This window comes from Halomicrococcus pelagicus, from assembly GCF_051917725.1.
Taxonomy (GTDB): domain Archaea; phylum Halobacteriota; class Halobacteria; order Halobacteriales; family Haladaptataceae; genus Halomicrococcus.
Genome location: NZ_JBQBLX010000003.1, coordinates 447,767 through 464,544, shown reverse-complemented (window position 1 = coordinate 464,544; position 16,778 = coordinate 447,767). Strand labels below are relative to the sequence as shown.

19 protein-coding genes are annotated in these 16,778 nt (G+C 66.8%); 10 read left to right on the top strand and 9 right to left on the bottom strand.

All coding sequences use genetic code 11. The features are described from left to right. The 4 genes from ACTF4R_RS11620 to ACTF4R_RS11605 all read right to left on the bottom strand — a co-directional run. On the bottom strand, positions 1–413 hold a 413-nt coding region (locus ACTF4R_RS11620; protein ID WP_440007989.1), incomplete at its 3' end, for a phosphate ABC transporter ATP-binding protein. Next, the gene (gene pstA, locus ACTF4R_RS11615; RefSeq protein ID WP_440007987.1) at positions 410–2,026 is read right to left on the bottom strand and encodes a phosphate ABC transporter permease PstA; all 1,617 of its coding nucleotides are present in this window, start codon (positions 2,024–2,026) and stop codon (positions 410–412) included. The genes pstA and ACTF4R_RS11620, both read right to left, overlap by 4 nt. Beyond that, the gene (pstC, locus tag ACTF4R_RS11610; RefSeq protein ID WP_440007985.1) at positions 2,023–3,087 is read right to left on the bottom strand and encodes a phosphate ABC transporter permease subunit PstC; all 1,065 of its coding nucleotides are present in this window, start codon (positions 3,085–3,087) and stop codon (positions 2,023–2,025) included. Before pstC ends, pstA begins: the two co-directional genes overlap by 4 nt. Further along, positions 3,087–4,178, bottom strand: a complete 1,092-nt coding sequence (locus ACTF4R_RS11605) for a PstS family phosphate ABC transporter substrate-binding protein (RefSeq protein WP_440007984.1) — start codon at positions 4,176–4,178, stop codon at positions 3,087–3,089. The genes pstC and ACTF4R_RS11605 overlap by 1 nt, the downstream gene beginning before the upstream one ends. Positions 4,179–4,449: 271 nt before the next feature. On the opposite strand from ACTF4R_RS11605, the gene ACTF4R_RS11600 reads away from it, so the two are divergent. Further along, entirely contained in the window at positions 4,450–5,445 is a 996-nt protein-coding gene (locus ACTF4R_RS11600) for a PhoU domain-containing protein (RefSeq protein ID WP_440007982.1), read from the top strand. Between the two features lie 16 nt (positions 5,446–5,461). On the opposite strand, the gene ACTF4R_RS11595 is transcribed toward ACTF4R_RS11600, so the two are convergent. After that, a complete protein-coding gene (locus ACTF4R_RS11595) occupies positions 5,462–6,136 on the bottom strand; it encodes a class I SAM-dependent methyltransferase (RefSeq protein ID WP_440007981.1) in 675 nt (224 codons plus the stop codon). A gap of 80 nt (positions 6,137–6,216) precedes the next feature. On the opposite strand from ACTF4R_RS11595, the gene ACTF4R_RS11590 reads away from it, so the two are divergent. Continuing rightward, complete coding sequence (locus tag ACTF4R_RS11590; RefSeq protein ID WP_440007980.1) at positions 6,217–6,390, top strand: hypothetical protein; 174 nt, start codon at positions 6,217–6,219, stop codon at positions 6,388–6,390. Positions 6,391–6,425: 35 nt separating this feature from the next. Here the strand turns inward: ACTF4R_RS11590 and ACTF4R_RS11585 are convergent, their stop codons facing one another. Then, positions 6,426–7,163, bottom strand: coding sequence for an SDR family NAD(P)-dependent oxidoreductase (locus ACTF4R_RS11585; protein ID WP_433625688.1), 738 nt, complete (start codon positions 7,161–7,163; stop codon positions 6,426–6,428). A gap of 27 nt (positions 7,164–7,190) precedes the next feature. Then, on the bottom strand, positions 7,191–7,595 hold the full coding sequence (locus ACTF4R_RS11580) for a UPF0146 family protein (protein WP_440007978.1): 405 nt from the start codon (positions 7,593–7,595) through the stop codon (positions 7,191–7,193). Between the two features lie 39 nt (positions 7,596–7,634). Here ACTF4R_RS11580 and ACTF4R_RS11575 point away from each other — a divergent pair, with 39 nt between their 5' ends. From ACTF4R_RS11575 to ACTF4R_RS11560, 4 genes are all read left to right on the top strand, one after another. After that, complete coding sequence (locus tag ACTF4R_RS11575; protein WP_440007976.1) at positions 7,635–8,156, top strand: archaemetzincin family Zn-dependent metalloprotease; 522 nt, start codon at positions 7,635–7,637, stop codon at positions 8,154–8,156. A gap of 408 nt (positions 8,157–8,564) precedes the next feature. Continuing rightward, positions 8,565–9,059 (top strand): Lrp/AsnC family transcriptional regulator, encoded by a 495-nt coding sequence (locus ACTF4R_RS11570; protein ID WP_440007975.1) that lies wholly within the window; start codon positions 8,565–8,567, stop codon positions 9,057–9,059. A 175-nt stretch (positions 9,060–9,234) separates the two neighbouring features. Further along, positions 9,235–9,600 carry a DUF7344 domain-containing protein gene (locus ACTF4R_RS11565; protein ID WP_440007973.1) on the top strand — a complete coding sequence of 122 codons (366 nt, stop codon included), beginning with the start codon at positions 9,235–9,237 and terminating at the stop codon, positions 9,598–9,600. Between the two features lie 14 nt (positions 9,601–9,614). Next, complete coding sequence (locus ACTF4R_RS11560) at positions 9,615–9,845, top strand: hypothetical protein (RefSeq protein ID WP_440007972.1); 231 nt, start codon at positions 9,615–9,617, stop codon at positions 9,843–9,845. A gap of 113 nt (positions 9,846–9,958) precedes the next feature. Here the strand turns inward: ACTF4R_RS11560 and ACTF4R_RS11555 are convergent, their stop codons facing one another. Then, complete coding sequence (locus tag ACTF4R_RS11555; protein ID WP_440007971.1) at positions 9,959–12,583, bottom strand: valine--tRNA ligase; 2,625 nt, start codon at positions 12,581–12,583, stop codon at positions 9,959–9,961. A gap of 297 nt (positions 12,584–12,880) precedes the next feature. On the opposite strand from ACTF4R_RS11555, the gene ACTF4R_RS11550 reads away from it, so the two are divergent. Both ACTF4R_RS11550 and ACTF4R_RS11545 read left to right on the top strand, forming a co-directional pair. Next, positions 12,881–13,474, top strand: a complete 594-nt coding sequence (locus ACTF4R_RS11550; RefSeq protein WP_440007969.1) for a DUF2238 domain-containing protein — start codon at positions 12,881–12,883, stop codon at positions 13,472–13,474. Then, positions 13,471–14,082 carry a DUF2238 domain-containing protein gene (locus ACTF4R_RS11545; protein WP_440007968.1) on the top strand — a complete coding sequence of 204 codons (612 nt, stop codon included), beginning with the start codon at positions 13,471–13,473 and terminating at the stop codon, positions 14,080–14,082. Before ACTF4R_RS11550 ends, ACTF4R_RS11545 begins: the two co-directional genes overlap by 4 nt. 52 nt (positions 14,083–14,134) lie before the next feature. On the opposite strand, the gene ACTF4R_RS11540 is transcribed toward ACTF4R_RS11545, so the two are convergent. Next, a complete protein-coding gene (locus ACTF4R_RS11540) occupies positions 14,135–15,178 on the bottom strand; it encodes a pentapeptide repeat-containing protein (RefSeq protein ID WP_440007967.1) in 1,044 nt (347 codons plus the stop codon). A 126-nt stretch (positions 15,179–15,304) separates the two neighbouring features. Here ACTF4R_RS11540 and ACTF4R_RS11535 point away from each other — a divergent pair, with 126 nt between their 5' ends. Further along, complete coding sequence (locus tag ACTF4R_RS11535; RefSeq protein ID WP_440007966.1) at positions 15,305–15,604, top strand: DUF7553 family protein; 300 nt, start codon at positions 15,305–15,307, stop codon at positions 15,602–15,604. A 46-nt stretch (positions 15,605–15,650) separates the two neighbouring features. Then, positions 15,651–16,745, top strand: a complete 1,095-nt coding sequence (locus ACTF4R_RS11530; RefSeq protein ID WP_440007965.1) for a M20 family metallopeptidase — start codon at positions 15,651–15,653, stop codon at positions 16,743–16,745. The last annotated feature ends 33 nt before the right edge of the window (positions 16,746–16,778 follow it).

Below are 16,778 nucleotides of genomic sequence, written 5' to 3'. Positions count from 1 at the left end.
TCCCGGATGGATTTGGGGAACGGATTGGGCGACTGGAACACCATCCCCACGCGCTTGCGGAGTTCGACGAGGTTGACGCCGTCCTGGTAGATCTCCTCGCCGTCGAGGGTCACCGACCCGTCGACTTCGGCGGCGTCGATGCGGTCGTTCATCCGGTTGAGACACCGCAGGTACGTCGACTTCCCGCATCCCGACGGCCCGATGAGCGCCGTGACGCTCTTCTCGGGGATGTCCATCGACACTCCCTTCAGCGCGTGGTCGTCACCGTAGTAGACGTCCAGGTCCTCGACCGAGAGTTTGGGTTCGCCGCGGAACTCGTAGTCGGTCCACGCGTCCTGTACCTCCTCTTCGCTCTCGCCGCTGGTCGTTTGCTGTCCGTCGTCGTCTGGGGTCGAAATCTGTGCGTTGCTCATTGTTCGAGTTTCCTCCGGAAGTATATTCGAGAGACGATACCGACGGCGTAGAACGACAGCACCAGCAGCAACAGTATCAGCGCCGTCGCCCAGCCGAAGCCGGGGTCGTTGCCGACGACTCCGCTGGTGATGGACGCGTACAGCTTGTACGGGAGCGCGCTCGCGCTCTGTAACAGCGCCGGGTTCTCGACGAACGGCGGACTGGCGGTGAACCGGAACGCCCCGAGCACGTTCGGCGCCGGAGCGCGCAGTCCACCGGCCATCACCAGGATCAGCGGTGCCGTCTCGCCGGCGATGCGACCGACGCCGAGGATGACGCCGGTGATGACGCCGGGCATCGCCGCCGGGAGCACGACGCTCTTGATGGTCTCCCACCTGGTCACGCCGAGTGCGGCGCTGGCGTCCCGGTACTCGTCGGGGACCGTCTTGATCGCCTCGCGACTGGTGATGAGCACCAGCGGCAGCAGCATGAACCCGAGCACCAGTTGGCCGGCGAGAAGCGAGGTGTTGTTGCCGAGTCGCGGAACGAGGAACGCGTAGCCGAACAGCCCGTAGACGATGCTCGGCGTGCTCCAGAGGCCGTTGGTCGCCACCTCGACGGCGCTGGTGAATCCGCCCTGTTCGGCGTACTCGGTGAGGAAGACGGCCGCGCCGACGCCGAGCGGCACCGCGAACAGGACCGCTCCGAGCACCACCCAGAACGTTCCGACGATGGACGGGAACACGCCGTTCATCTGGTTGGACAGCGTGAAGCCGTTCATCGCGAACGGCCAGTGGAACCAGAGGCCGGGAGCCTCGAGGATGACGTACTCGCCGAGACCCGGCATGCGGAACCAGAACACCGGACCGGTGAACAGTCCGACCTGGATGCCTTGCGTCATCTTGCCCGCGCCGCGGACGACCACGAACATGATGACCAGGAGGAGGATCGCGAGCATCCCGAAGGCGTTCATGCCGATGAGCATGTGCGCGCCGGTCTGGCGGCCCCGGGTGCCGAATCCCTCGTGGGCCTTGGCCGCCGCCCAGGCGACTATCAGCCCGACGAAGATAGCCAGCAGCGGTACCGCGACGGTTCCGGCGAGTTCGGCCGAGAATCCGTCGGGCGCCCACTCCCACTCGGGCGTGAGAACGCCGCCGAGCACGAGCAGTCCAACGAGCAGGGCCAGTCCCCCCGCGGGAAGCGTCGACCCGACGTCCTCGCGCGGGACGACAGTCATGGCCGCGGTCGCGAACCCGGCGGCCAGCGCGACGGGAAGCCACCCGACGACGCCGAACCCGAGCGTCTGGGCCGCGAACGTGCCGCCCGCGACCGCGCCGACGACTCCGAAAAAGCCCCCGGTGACGACACCGGCACTGTCGTCGGGCGTCGTGTCGAGCGTCCCGAACCGGGACGCCAGGCCCAGGGCGAGCACGCCGAGGCCGCTCAGCGCGAACGTCCCGCCGAAGAGGTCGAACAGGGAGACGCCGAGTATCGTGCCGTCGGTTCCGGTCCACTGCAACAGCGTCGTCCATCCGATGACCATCGAGAGGATTCCGAGGCCGACGAGCGCAGCGGCGGCGCGCTCGTAGCCCGACGTGTCGGCTTCCGCGATGGTTCGACTCTCGTAACTCATTGGTTCCCACCCAGCTTGCGCTGCATGTGCGCTTCGACCGCTTGGGAGGCGATACTCAGCACCAGTACGGTCACGAACAGCACGACCCCGGCGGCGAACAGCGCCGACATCTGGGTACTGCTGGCGTTACCGTACTGACTCACGATGAGGCTCGTGAGGGTCTCGGTGTTCCCGAACACGTCGGAGAGCGGGTCCGGAAGCTCCTGGATGTGCCCGAGCATCACCGTCGCGGCCATCGTCTCGCCGACGGCGCGGCCCACTCCGAGGAGGACGGCCGCGGAGACGCCGGAGAACGACGCCGGGATGGTGACGCTCTTCGTCGTCTGCCAGTCGGTCGCGCCGAGCGCGAGCGACCCGCTCTTCATCGACTCCGGGACGCTCGAGACGGCGTCCTCGGCGACGGAGACGACCGTCGGGAGCGCCATCACGCCGATGACCACCCCGACCGCGAACAGGCTACCGTTCGTCGGCAGCGAGAGTTCCTCCATCATGTAGGTGTTGATGATGACGAAGCCGATGAACCCGTAGACGATGGAGGGGATGCCGGCGAGCATCTCCACGGCGGGCTTGATTATCTCGCGCGCCCATCCGGGTGCTATCTCGCTGATGAACAGCGCGCCGGCGATGCCGAGCGGACCCGCGATGAGCGTCGCGATGAGCGTCGTGACGAGCGTCCCCCAGATCATCGGGACCAGCGAGTACACGCCGTCGTCCCACAACGGGTCGGCGGTCCGGGTGAGAATCTCGACGCCCATCAGCTCGAACGCGGGAATCGACCGGGCGACCAGGAAGACGACGATGAGGCCGAACGTGACGAGGGTGGACGTCGTCATCAGGAACATGAGGAACTTCGCCATGCTCTCCTGGTGAGCGAACCAGCCGTAGCCGACGGCACCGACGAAGAGCATGACCGGGAACACCGTCAACGACGGGGCTACCAGGAACGCGAACAGCGCCGCGAGGGCGCCCACTCCGGCGAGGCCGCTCACGACCTGCGCACCGCGGTCCATCCCCTCGACGGACGCACGAACCGACTGCACCCGGATGGTGTTGTCGAGCATTATTGTTCGGCGTCGGGTAGCTTCTTCATCTGTTCTTTCTGCCGTTTCTTGGTGAGCTTCGCGTACCCCTCCGGCTTGACGAACTTCTTCTGCCCGTAGTCGCTGATTATCATCCGCAGGAACGCGGCCTCCTTCTTCGACGTCCCTTCCCACGTGTAGCAGTGGAGGTCGCGCGAGAGGGGGTAGTTCTTCTCGGACAGGTTCTTGCCGGGTTCGTACACCTTCCCCTGGAACTTGAGCTTGATCGCGTGCGTCGAGTTGTCGACGAACGCCAGCGCCAGGTACGCGATCGCGTTGTTCGACTGCTCGACCAGCGTCTTCACCTGCTGGTTCTGGCCTTTGCGCACGTCGACGCCACCCATCGACGCGTCCGGACTGCCGAGCATGTTCGTCCGGAAGGCGGTGTCGGTCCCGGAGCCCTTGGCCCGTCCGATCGCCTGGATCTCCTTGTCCTCGCCGTTGTACGAGGGAATCTGGGACCAGTTGTCGATCTTACCGCGGTATATCTTCCGCACCTGGTCGGCGGTGAGCATCTTCACTCCCGCCTTGGCGATGGACTCGCTGACGACGAGGGGCTGGGCGTCGACGCCGACGACGTGATTGGTGAACTTCTTCAGTTTCTCCTTGCTGGCGTCCGGAAGTTCCGCGTCGACCGGCGCGCTCGCGTTGCCGATGTCGAGCTGTCCCTTCTCCAGCTTTTCGAGACCCGTGCCGGAGTGGCTGAGACCGACGCTGATGCCGAACGGTTGTCCCCCGCCGTCGGTCGTGAGGCCGTACTTGCTGGCCCAGTACTCCGCGAGGTTCTTGTCGGTCTGAATGCCGTACTGCTCGGGACCCCAGTACTCCTCGTCGTCCGGCGGGTAGTTGGAGTTCCAGTAGGAGCCTGCGGTGCTGACGATAGGATAGACAGTCGAGGAGCCCCCTGATTTGAGCTGTTCGGCCGACCCACCGGACCCGCCACCCTGGCCGTTGCCCTCGCTTCCTCCACTCCCGGGGGGAGTCGGACTCGTACTGATACACCCGGCGAGCGACGCGGCGGTAGCGCCGCTTGCGAGCAGTACCGTTCGACGGTCGACAGGACTCTTCCGCATCGGGTAGGGATTGCCGAAGAACGAGTAAATACCCTTCTATTATTTCTATATAGTCGTCCATAGTCAAACGAAATCCGAGGATGCGGAGTGCCCCGCGACGTCCGACGGATGGCGAACATACGCCCAGGAGGCCCTATCGTAGGACGACGAGCGTTGTCTTTTCGTACCGAAAAGGTCTATAATTCTCCAAGTATAACGCGGATAATCGGTTCGGTTCTCCAGGTATATAGATAGAGTCACTTTTATTGTCGGGGGGTCACCACTCACGACCATGGAAACGCGGAAAGTGCAGGTGACGGGGGGTTCCACGTACACGGTCTCGATTCCGAAATCCTGGGCGAACGAGAACGGCATCGAAGCCGGAAGCAAGGTCGAGTTCCATCCGGAGGGCGACTCGATGCTGCTGTCACCCGAGTCCGCCAACGACACCATCGAGGGGACGTTCGACATCACGGGACTGGAAGGAGCGAACCTCACTCGAACGGTCTTCACGCTCTACGTCAGCGGGTTCGACGTCATCAGCCTCGAAACGCCCAGGATCAACGCCGACCAGCGCCGCGTCATCCGCGACGCCACCCAGGGACTCGTCGGCCTGGAGGTCATCGAGGAGACGGGCGACCGGGTTGTGCTCCAGGACCTGCTCGACTCCTCGGAGCTGTCGATTCACAACGCCGTCACCCGCATCCGCCTCGTCGCGCTGACGATGCTGGAGGACGCCCTGACCGCCCTGGTGGAGAACGACGACGAACTCGCCAACGACGTCATCGAGCGCGACGACGACGTCGACCGCCTCTGGTTCATGGTGGCGCGCGTGTTCCGCTCCGCGCTCCGGAACCCCAGCGCCGCCGCCGACATCGGCCTCCCCCGGGAGACGTGTTTCGACTTCCACTCCAGCGCCCGACAGCTAGAGCGCATCGCCGACCACGCGGCCAAGATCGCCCAGTTGTCGCTTGACCTGGAGGAGATTCCCGAGGAGGTCGCCGACGCGCTCTGGGAACTCCACGACGACTCGACGGAGGTCGTCGACATGGCGATGGACGCGCTGTTCGAGGACGACGGCCCCGAGGCGACCGAACTGGCGAACGACGCCCGCGAGCGCGTGCGGGGCATCGACGAGCACAACCGCCACGTCAGCGACCTCATCCGCGACCTCGACGCCCAGCAGTCCCAGTTACTGCGGCTCGTCGTCGACTCCCTGTCCCGGTGTGCGGACTACGGCGGTAACGTCGCCGAGACCGCGATGCAGAAGGCGGCCCCGCGTCCCTGACCTCGCTCCGCGACCGTCAGGGAAGCCGTCCACCCGTTATCCTGACCACTCCGAGAACGTGTTCGCTGTCCGCGACCGCGACCGACCGTTCGGAGAGCGCGCGCCGCGCCGCGGCGACGCGGTCGTCCAGCACCGCCCACGGCGGTTCCTCGAACCCCGAGCGGCCGCCGGGCGTCGAGGCCAGCACGAGACCGCGGAACGCCTGATTCACCGGCCACGCGTACGGGCGACCGCTCTGGCCCGCGTCGAGCAGGGCGACGTTGCCGCCGGGCCGAACCGCGTCTGCCCACCGGTTCACGGCCGCGCCGGGGTCGTCCAGCATCCCGACGACGAACGTCGCCAGCACCGCGTCGACCCGCTCGCGAGGCTCGAACGCGGCGGCGTCCGCCCGAACGAGGTGGACGTTCCGCCACCCCTCGCGCTCGACGCGGTCGCGGGCCTGCGCGAGCATCCCCGCCGTGAAGTCGACGCCGACCACCCGACCGGCGGGCCCGACGCGTTCGCGCAGGTGCGGGAAGTTCGCGCCCGTGCCACAGCCCATCTCGACGACGGTGTCGCCCGGCGAGAGTTCGAGCCGGTCGACCGCGACGTCTCGCAGGCGCGCGAGGCCGGGCGTCGCAGACGCAAGCAGGTCGTAGAGCCTCGCCCATCGGCCGTAGAACCGCTGGGCGGCGGTCGTCCCCTGAGACACGCCCGGACCTACGGCGGACGGCTCAAAAAAGGCCGGGGCGCGAGGGACGAATTGATTTCGTCCGAGCCCCTATCGCGACCGTGAACAACGATTGCACCTACTGCGGCAGCGACGTGACGGCCCACGACCCCGTGTTCGTCGCCGAGGGCGTCGACGACGAGCGCCAACCCGTCGGGCGGTTCTGTAACTACGCCTGCCTGACGGCGTACGTCGACGAGGAGGAGCTGACGAGCGGCGCCTGCTGTCGCATCTGAGACGTCGTCGAACGCGTGCGAGCGGGCCGCGACGCCTACACCGTCTCCGGGAGCCACCCGCCGTCGACCTTCACGTTCGCGCCGCTGAGGTAGTCGCTGTCCTCCTCCAGGAAGAACCGGACGGCCTGCGAGACGTCGTCGAACGTCGCCGGCCGGCCCCGCGGCAGCTCCTCGGGGAACACGTCGGAGTTCTCGACGACGTAGGGTGAGACGGCGTTGACCGTGATACCGTCCCGGTCCGTGTCGGCGGCGAGCATCCGGGTGAACATCAGCACGCCCGCCTTGGCGACGAAGTACGGCGCGTTCTTCGGTGCGACCAGCCCCTTCTCGGAGCTGGCGTAGCCGACGTTGACGATGCGGCCGAACCCCTGCTCGCGCATCGCCGGCAGCGCGCGCTTCGAACAGAGGTAGGTAGCGTTGACGTTCCCCTGGATGACGGCGTTCCACCGCTCGAACGACATCTCCTCCCAGTGCTCGGGCGCGAACGGGCCGACGTTGTTCACCAGCACGTCGACGCTCCCGAGGTCGGCCTCGACGGCCGAGAAGAGCGCGTCCACGTCGTCCGGGTCGGTCACGTCGCCCTGCACGACGGCGGCCGCGGTTCCGCGATTACGTGCCGCGTCGGCGACGTTGCGGGCGGCCGCCTCGCTGTTCCGGTAGTGGACCGCCACGTCCGCGCCGCAGTCCGCGAGCGACAGCAGCAGTTCGCGGCCGACGCCCGCGGCGCTGCCGGTGACCAGTGCGACTCGACCGGAGAGGTCCGGTTCTATCATGTCCGGTGGTTCGGGCGCCCGGGTAAACTACCTTGGCGACTCGTCCCGCTCCCCCGCCCAGAACAGCGTCTCGCCGGGAATCGTCTCGCGTCGAACCGGGACCGCGGGCTGTTCGGCCCCGAGCGTCGTGAACGCGAGAACGGCGTCGTGCCGGCGCGCCACCGCGAGTGCGGGCCGGTGCAGTTCCGGCGGGAGGTTCAGCGCGTACAGCGCGTCGGCGGCCTCGTAGACGTCCGGCGAGGGGTCGGTCACGTCGTCGACGACGAACCGGACGCCCTCGGGCACCTCGCGCGGGACCACGTCGGTCGCGGTCACCGCGACCCGGTCCGCGAGCGCCGCGGCTACGTCAGGCCGATTACCTATTCCGACCTCGACGACCCGTCCGAACTCTGCTAGTCGTGCGACGAGAGCGTCTCGGGTGGCGGGCTTCACGGCGGGATGTTTATGGGGTGCCCGGCCATAGACGTTGCCATGCTGATTGACATCGTCCCCGTGGGGGACGTGGCGGGACGGGTCAAGCGAGAGGCCTCTGCCGCACTGCGGTCCGTCTATGACTGCGACGTGACAGTTCACGAACGACAGGAGATTCCGGTCGGTTCGCACGATTCGAACCGCGACCAGTACCGCGCGGAGGACTTCATCGAACTCGCCGGTCGCGTCGGTACCGGCGACAAGAACATCGCCATCACGCCCCGCGACCTGTTCTACCGCCGCCGCAACTACGTCTTCGGCCTCGCCTACCTCGACGGCGCCGGCAGCGTCATCTCGACGTATCGCCTCCAGACCTCCTCCGACGGTGGCATCACCACCAAGTCCGCCGGCGAGGTGTTCTCCGACCGCGTCCGCAAGGAGGTCGTCCACGAGATCGGCCACACCATGGGGCTCGAACACTGCGACAACTCCCGCTGCGTGATGAACTTCTCGCCGACCGTCCGCGAGGTGGACGTGAAGGAGGAGAACCTCTGCGGTTCCTGCCAGCGCCAGGTGCTCTGAGTTCCGGTCGTCCGGCGACGTTCCTCGACGAGGGATTAGAACCGAGATTCTGTCGAAACTCGGCTAACGGTCGGATTCAAGCGGTGAGTGCGGAGTGTGTTGGATTCAAGCGGTGAGTGCGGAGTGTGTTGGATTCAAGCGGTGAGTGCGGAGTGTGTTGGATTCAAGCGGTGAGTGCGGAGTGTGTTGGATTCAAGCGGTGAGTGCGGAGTGTGTTGGATTCAAGCGGTGAGTGCGGAGTGTGTTGGATTCAAGCGGTGAGTGCGGAGTGTGTTGGATTCAAGCGGTGAGTACGGAGTGTGTTGGATTCAAGCGGTGAGTACGGAATGTGTGCCGCCGTTGAGCTGGAGCTACTGGGAGATGCAGGTCACGCCGGGAACCTATCAGTGTGGCTCCCGGAGAATCGGTATGGACGAACTGGACAACGTGGACCGAGGTATCCTGCACGAACTCCAGATGGATGCGCGGAACCGAACCGCACAAGAGATTGCCGACAAGGTCGATGTGTCCGCCAGCACCGTTCGGAATCGAATCGAAGGACTCGAAGCCGATGGAATCATCCAAGGCTACCACCCGAAAATCGACTACGAGAAGGCGAACCTCCCGCTCCAGGTCATGTTCGTCTGTTCGGCACCGCCGACGGAACGGGCGGAGATGGTCGAACAGATACTCGGCATTCGCGGTGTAGTGGACGTTCGGGAAACGTTGACCGGTCATCGGAACCTCTACGTCGAGGCCGTCGGAACTAACACTGCCGATACTGTCCGTATCACCGACGCTATGCACGACCTTGGCCTCTCGATCGAGAGCTCGGAGATTCTGCGCCAGCGCCGGGTGCAACCGTTCAACCACTTCTTCTTCACCGACCCGTACGACGGGCAGGATACCGACCGAGACGAGTGAGCTTCGTTACTGGTCGCTTACAGGATGCGGAATCCGAACTTCCGCGGGACGAAATACGGGAACACACACTAGAGGATGTGGCAACCGCAAACGAAGGGCCGGAAACTGCGGAATGTGTTATGGGTAATACATCTGCCAAACAACACCTATCCCTCCCGAGGCTCACCAGTTACGTATGGCAAATCGATTCTCGGGAACGGACCCGTCGGAGTTCGACGTCGGTGGCGACCAGCGAGACGAACTCTTCGACGTCCTGTCCAATCCACGCCGTCGATTTATACTTCACCTCCTCCAGACCGCTGAAATGCCGGTTTCGGTGGGTGAACTGACGACGGAACTCACAGCGTGGGAGTCCCAACGACAGGTACCCAACTACTCGGGCGACGATGGGGCCGCCATCGAAATTCCACTCGAGCACAATCACCTTCCGAAGATGGCCAAAGCAGGACTCATCGATTACGACGATACCCAGCAGAGAGTGACGCTCGCGGACCGAACTGACGAGGTACGGGCACACCTCCAGACGATGGCGAGCGACTGACACTGGTTACGACTGTGCAGTTCATCGTCAGGTGGGCGAGGTCGGTCGGTAGGAGGTTCCGGGACGCTGAGGACCAGGAGGAATCGGTGAACGACACAGAGACGACACTGCAGGACGAGTCACGGTCGTCGCTGTTTCACCGTCCTGACTGCAAGGCGGTCTACATCGATACGGACAAAAACACCTGTTCGACCTGCAATACGACCGTCGAGCGAGTTCCATCAACGCTGGCCGAAACGGTGTAGCTCCGTACCGAGCGGTACGCCTTTCGTCTACACGCATCACGACCAGCCCGAACACGCTCTCGTAGCGACGTCGGAACGGGTTCACCCCGATAGAACCCCGACCAGCGACGCTCTCAGGGGAACACGAGGACGGTCGCGTGGTCGGTTTCGAGCACGACGACCTCCTCCCCGCTCTCGGCGCGGTACTCCTCCTCGACCGCTATCCAGTCGCCGTCGACGGTGACCTCTTCGCCGTCGGCGTCGAGCGTTATCTCGCCGTGCGTCTCCTTCTGGGCCTTCAGTTCGGCGGGGTCGGCGGCTTCGAGCGCGGCGACGACCGCGCCGGCTTTGTCGCGGAACTCCGGGCCGATGGCCGAGTGGTCCGGGTCGACGTCGACCGGGACGAGTTCGACGTTCGGCCGTCCCGCCTCGATGTAGACCGGCGCGTTGACCGTCTCGCTCAGGTCGTACGTGTCGGGGGCCCGCTCCAGGTCGGCGTACAGTTCGATGCGGTCGAGGTCGGCGTTCAGCGCCATTCCCTCGTCGGACTTCCAGGCCCGCACCTCGCTCGCGACCTCGGCGATGACCTCGCCGGCCTCCTCGGCCTCCTCGTCGTGCATCTCGACGTCGGGCCAGCGCGCGCGGTGGACGCTCTCCCCGGTACCGGGGAGGTGGTCGTGTATCTCCTCGGCGAGGAACGGCGAGAACGGCGCGAGCATCCGGACGACGCTGGAGACGCAGGTGTACAGCGCGTGCCGGGCGGCGTCGCGCTCGCCGGGGCGACCCTCGTAGAGGCGACCCTTCACGAGTTCGAGGTAGTCGTCCGCGAGGTCCTCCCAGACGAACTCCCGGAGGGTCCGGAGCGCGGTGTCGAACCGCTGTTCCTCCATGTCCGCTTCCACCGCGTCGGCGGTCCGGGAGAGCCGGGAGAGTATCCAGCGGTCGGCGTCGCGGTACGCCGGGTCAGACACGTCGGCGGTGTCCTCGTCGAAGTGGTTCGCGGCGAACTGGAAGATGTTCCAGACCTTCGTCAGGAACCGCGAGGCGGACTTGACCTCCTTCCACTGGAACTGGATGTCGCTACCGGGCTGGCCGCCGAGCGCGAGCGACTGCCGGAAGGCGTCGGCGCTGTACTCCTCGACGGCCTCGGTCGGCGCGACGACGTTGCCCCGGGACTTGCTCATCTTGTTGCCGTCCGGGCCGAACACCATCCCGTTGACGAGGATGGTGTCCCACGGGTGCTCGTCGGTCAGCGCCGCGATGCGGAGGAGCGTGTAGAACGCCCACGTCCGGATGATGTCGTGGCCCTGCGGGCGGAGCGCGACCGGTTCGAACTCCGCCAGGTCGAGGTCGTCGGGCCACCCGGAGATGTGGAGCGGGGTTATCGAGGAGTCCATCCACGTGTCCATCACGTCCGTCTCGCCGACCCACGCGTCGGCCCCGCACTCGGGGCAGTCGCCGACGGCAGGGTCGTCCTCCGTCGGGTCGACCGGCAGCTCGTCGACGTCGGCGATGTGCCAGTGGCCGCAGTCGTCGCACTCCCACGCGGGGATGGGCGTGGCGAACACGCGCTGGCGGGAGATGACCCAGTCCCAGTCCATCCCCTCGGTCCACTCTTCGAGACGGGCGGACATGTGGTCGGGAATCCACTCGACCTCCTCCGCCTGCTCGAGAATCTCGTCCTTGTGGACCTCGACGAACCACTGCTCCTTCGAGAGAATCTCGATGGGCGTGTCACAGCGCCAGCAGGCACCGACCGACTGCTCGGTCTCTTCGGCGTCGTTGAGGTAGCCCTCCTCGTCGAGTTCGTCGGCGATGGCTTCCTTGGCGACGTCGATGGTCAGTCCGGCGAACTCGCCGGCGAGGTCGTTGAGGTGGCCGTCCTCGGTGACGACCGGTCGGAGGTCGAGGTCGTGTTCGGCCCACCAGTCGACGTCCTGCTTGTCGCCGAAGGTGCAGATCATCACCGCGCCGGTCCCGAAGTCCCCGTCGACGTCGTCGTCGCCGATGAGTTCGACCTCCTGACCGAACAGCGGCACCTCGAACGTCTCGCCGATGCGGTCGGCGTAGCGCTCGTCGTCGGGGTCGACGGCTATCGCGACGCAGGCGGGGAGCAGTTCCGGCCGCGTGGTGGCGATTTCGAGATCTTCGTTCTCGACCCCATCGAAGGTGATGTAGTAGAGCGTCCCCGTGCGGTCCTCGTTCTCGACCTCGGCGTCGGCGATGGCGGTCTGGCACCGCGGACACCAGTTGACGGGGTGTTCGTCGCGGTAGACGTAGTCGTCCATCTCGACGAACGAGCGCTGGGTCTTCGCCCAGTACTCCGGATCCATCGTCCGGTACTCGGCGTCCCAGTCGATGGAGAACCCGAGCGCGTTCATCGTCTCCTTCATCGAGTCGATCTGCTCCTCGGTGTGTTCGACACAGAGGTCGCGGAACTCCTCGCGGGAGACGTCCGTGCGGTGGATGTCGTGGTTCTCCTCGACCTTCACCTCGGTCGGCAGGCCGTGGCAGTCCCAGCCCTGCGGGAAGAGGACGTTCTCTCCCTGCAGGCGGTGGTAGCGGGCCGCGAAGTCGATGTAGCACCACTGGAGTCCGTGGCCGATGTGGAGATTGCCCGTGGGGTACGGCGGCGGCGTGTCGATGACGTAGTCGAGGTCGGCGTCGGGGTCGGGGCTGTACACGCCCGACTCCTGCCACTCCGTCCGCCACTTCTGCTCGATGCGTTCCGGTTCGTAGTCGTCTGGCACGTCAGTCATATCTGGCTGGTGGTGGAGAGAATCCCGTCGCTGTCGTGTAGTCCGGCGAGAACACGCGCGACGCTTCGCGCTGCTGCGCTAGAGACGTACTACCGACGCAGTCACGCTCATACTTCAACTGAGCGCACCTTCGCTGATAAATGTTCCCGTCCGGTGCTCTCCGGGCCGTCGCGTCCGGACCGTCGCCGCTTCCCGACGCCGGTCTGCGGTCGGATTCGGCCGGTCTCGCTCGTCCGCGCCGCCCGGAGCGGACGAATCGGTCGTTATCTTGAACGTCCGGGAACGAGAGTCTCGTGTATGGCTGGACTCGACGCGCTCCTGGGTGACCCGGAACGGAACGCGGCGCTGGCGTGGCTGCTGGTCGCCGCGGCTGTCTTCGCGATGGTCGAGAGCGCGCTGAGCGACGAACCGGTCTGGGCCGGCTTCATCGGCGTCGCGGTGGTCGTCCTGGTCCTGCCGTCCCTGGTCGTCCGCGACCCGTCGGTGACGCTCCCGTGGGAGGTGATCGCGCTGGCGGTGCTGCCGGCGCTCGCCCGGACGTTCGGCCCCGAATCGCTGGCGAACGCCGCGACGCACCTCGGGGTCGCGGCGCTGGCGCTGGCGCTCGTCGTCGAACTGTCGGCGTTCACGTCCGCGGAACTGGCGCCGTGGTTCGCGGTGGTGCTGGTCGCGATGACGACGATGGCCGCCGCCGGCACGTGGGCCGTCGTCCAGTTCCACGCCGACCAGTGGCTCGGCACCAACTACATCCGGTCGCAGGACGGGCTGATGTGGGACCTCGTCGCCGCTACCGCGTCCGGCGTCGTCGCTGGCGGACTCTTCGAACTGTACTTCCGCAGGCGGGCGTCGGTCGACGCCCGGGCGCCCGACGCCCTCGGAGGTGGCAAATGACCACCATTTCCGACCGGCACGAGCGCGCGCTCGTCCGACTGCTCCAGGTCGGGATGCTCGCCATCGCGGGCGTCGGGGTCTATCGCGGTAGCGTGAACATCACGATCAACGCCAGCATCGCACTGGCCGTCACCGTCCTGCCCGCGGTGCTCGAACGCGACTACGGCGTTCGGATGGAGAGCGGCCTCGTCCTGTGGCTGACCGTCGCGGTGTCCGTCCACGCCTTCGGGGCGCTCGGGCCGTACCGGACGGTGCCGTGGTACGACTCGCTCGCGCACGCGCTGTCGGCCTCTATCGTCGCCGTCGCGGGGTACGCCACGTTCCGGACGGTCGAGCACCACTCCGACAGGGTGACGCTCCCGGAATGGCTACGGTTCGCGTTCGTGCTCGTGTTCGTGATGGCGTTCGGCGTGCTCTGGGAGATGCTGGAGTTCGCCACCGAACTGTTCTCGAAACTCGTCGGCGGCGACGCGGTGCTGGCCCAGTACGGCCTCGACGACATCGTCTACGACCTCGTGTTCAACCAGGTCGGCGCCGTCGTCGTCGCCGCGTGGGACCGCGTCCGCCCGACCAGCGTGGGATTGCTGGCCCGGACGACGGAGGAGTGAATCGCGGTACGACGGCCGACCGCGCCGCCGACGCCCGGGTCTGGCGCGGCCGTCAGTTCGACCGGACGATGGTGCGCGTGAGCACGAACATCAGCAGCGCGAGCAGCATGTGACCGAGCAACGCCTCCACCCCGGCCACGACCCGCGCCCACTCGCCGATGGGCTGGATGTCGCCGTACCCGAGCGTCGCGAAGGTGATGGTGCTGAAGTACAGGCTCTTGAAGAAGACGAGCGACAGAAAGCTTCCGGGAGTCGTCCCGGGATTCTCGACCTCGTAGGTGATGGCGAACCCGCCGGCAGTCTCCTGGATACCGCCGGTCAGCGGGTACAGTATCGCACAGAGGACGACGACCACCAGGGAGGTCGCGATGACTCGATACGGGCTACTGCCGTACGCCGTCGTCCATCGCCAGCCCTCCTCGGCGACGGCCTTCAGGTACGCCCTCGACTCCCACAGGAGCCGCCGATGCATCTCCTTCTCGCGGAGGTAGTACCGACGCATCGACCGGGTCAACCCGTTCCTCTCGGCGACGCGCTGGAGTTCGCGGTACGTCCAGCGCGCCGCCTCGAACCGCTCGCTGCGGTCGTCCGCGTCGTCGACCGCCGCCAGTTCCGACTCGTAGACTACCCGCTCGCCGAACGACGTCTCCTCGTTGACGCGGGCGTTCGCGAAGACGATGTGGTGGAGTCGACTCCGCTGCAGCGACGCGAACCGGAGGTCGGAGCGGTCGAACTCCGCGGCTTCGAGGTTCGCGTCGCAGAACGTCGCCCACTGTGCGTCCGTCTCGCGAATCCGGCTGCCGCGGAGGTCCGCGCCGGTGAAATCCGCGTTCCGGAGGTTACAGTCGACGAACCGGGCGTCGACGAACGTCCGCCCCGAGAACCACTCGGCGTCGTTCAGGGAGACGCCGCGGAAGACGGCGCCGTCGAAGCGACGGCCGGTGGCGGCCGTCAGCGCGTCCGCGGGCTTCTGGGAAACGTCGGCGTGCCAGACGCAGCGGTCGGTCTCGTCCCAGACCGGCCGCCAGCAGCAGACGCCCCCGACGTCGGGCAGCGTGCTCGCCTCGTTCGTGTACCCGCATCGCTCCTCGGGCATGGTGGCAGGTTTGTCCCCAGAGGTTTCTTCGTTGTTATCTGCGGACGGCCGCTCGTCGGACGTACCGGCGACGGCCGCGAACGCCGGGCCAGCGCCGCTTTCCGGTCGTCTACCGTGCGTCCGGACGTGACCAGCGTCGACGACGTCGAAGACGACCTCGAAGAGGCACGGAACGCCGCGCGGTCGGACGTCGCCGCCGTCCTCGCGGAGGTGAAGGCGGCCCTCGACGCGCTGCCGGACCGCGAGTCCGAACTCCGGGAACTCCGCAACCGACTCTCGGAACTCGGACACGACGCGGGTGCGGACGCCGTCGAGAAGATAGAGCAGGCCCGGAACGGCATGCACACCCTCCAGAAGGACATCGACCACGGGGGACCGGAGGAGACCGACCTGAGCGACGAGGGGTTCGGCGACGCGAGGGAGTAGGCGACGGGGCACAGCGTACTACTTGTTCCGGGCCGACGGCCCGGTCATGGACGAACTGGTCGAACTCACCCGCGACCTCGTCTCGATTCCGAGCCACGAGGACGAGACGGCGGCGGGCGACCGCATCGAGGAGTGGCTTCGCGCCGAGACGGACGCCGACGTGACCCGCGACGACGCCGGCAACGTCGTCGCGCGCCGGGGGATCGACGCCGGGGAGTCGCTGGCGCTCGTCGGCCACCACGACGTGGTCCCGCCGGCCGACGCCCAGATGGAGGACGGCGAGTACGCGGTCGCCGAGCGCGACGGCCGCCTCTACGGCCGCGGCACCGCCGACATGAAGGGTGCGGTGGCGGCAGCGATGCTGGCGTTCCGGGACAGCGAGGTTCGGGACCCGGCCGGCGACGCCGCGTCGGAACTCGTCTTCGCCAGTTTCGTCGGCGAGGAGGTCGGCGGCGAGGGCGCTCGCGCGGCCATCGACGCGGGGTTCCGCCCGGACTACGCCGTCGTCGGCGAGGGGTCGACGGGCTACTCCGCGCCGGGCGTGACCGACGTCGCGGTCGCGCACAAGGGACGCCGTGGGAGTACCATCACCGCGCGCGGGGAGGCCGCTCACGCCAGCGAACCCGAGGCCGGCGAGAACGCGGTCTACCGCGCCTGCGACGCCGTCGACGTGGTCCGGGAGCGCGAGTTCCCGACGACCGAGGTGCTCGGCGAGGAACTGTCCGGCAGCGTCGCGGTCACGGGAATCGACGGCGGCAGCGCGTGGAACGTCGTCCCGGCGACCTGCGAGGTGACGGTCGACGAGCGCACCGTGCCCGGCGAGCGCGTCGACCTCGAAGCGGTCGAGGAGATAGACGGCGTGGAGTGGACCGTCGACCAGGACCTCCCGCCGATGCGCTGTGACGACGACGCGTTCGCCGAGACGGTGCTCGACGCGGCCCGCGACGCCCAGGCGGCGGCCCCGGAGCTGGTGACGAAACCCCACGCGACCGACGCGGGGTGGCTCTCGGACGCCGGCACGACCTGCGTGGTCTGCGGCGCGGCCGAACCCGGCGAAGCCCACACCGACGAGGAGAGCGTGAGCCTCGACGTGCTGGAGCGGTGCTACGACATCTACCGCGCGACGGCCGAGAGCGCCTGAGACGCGGGTCGGGAGATTCTCGACGCACGAGCG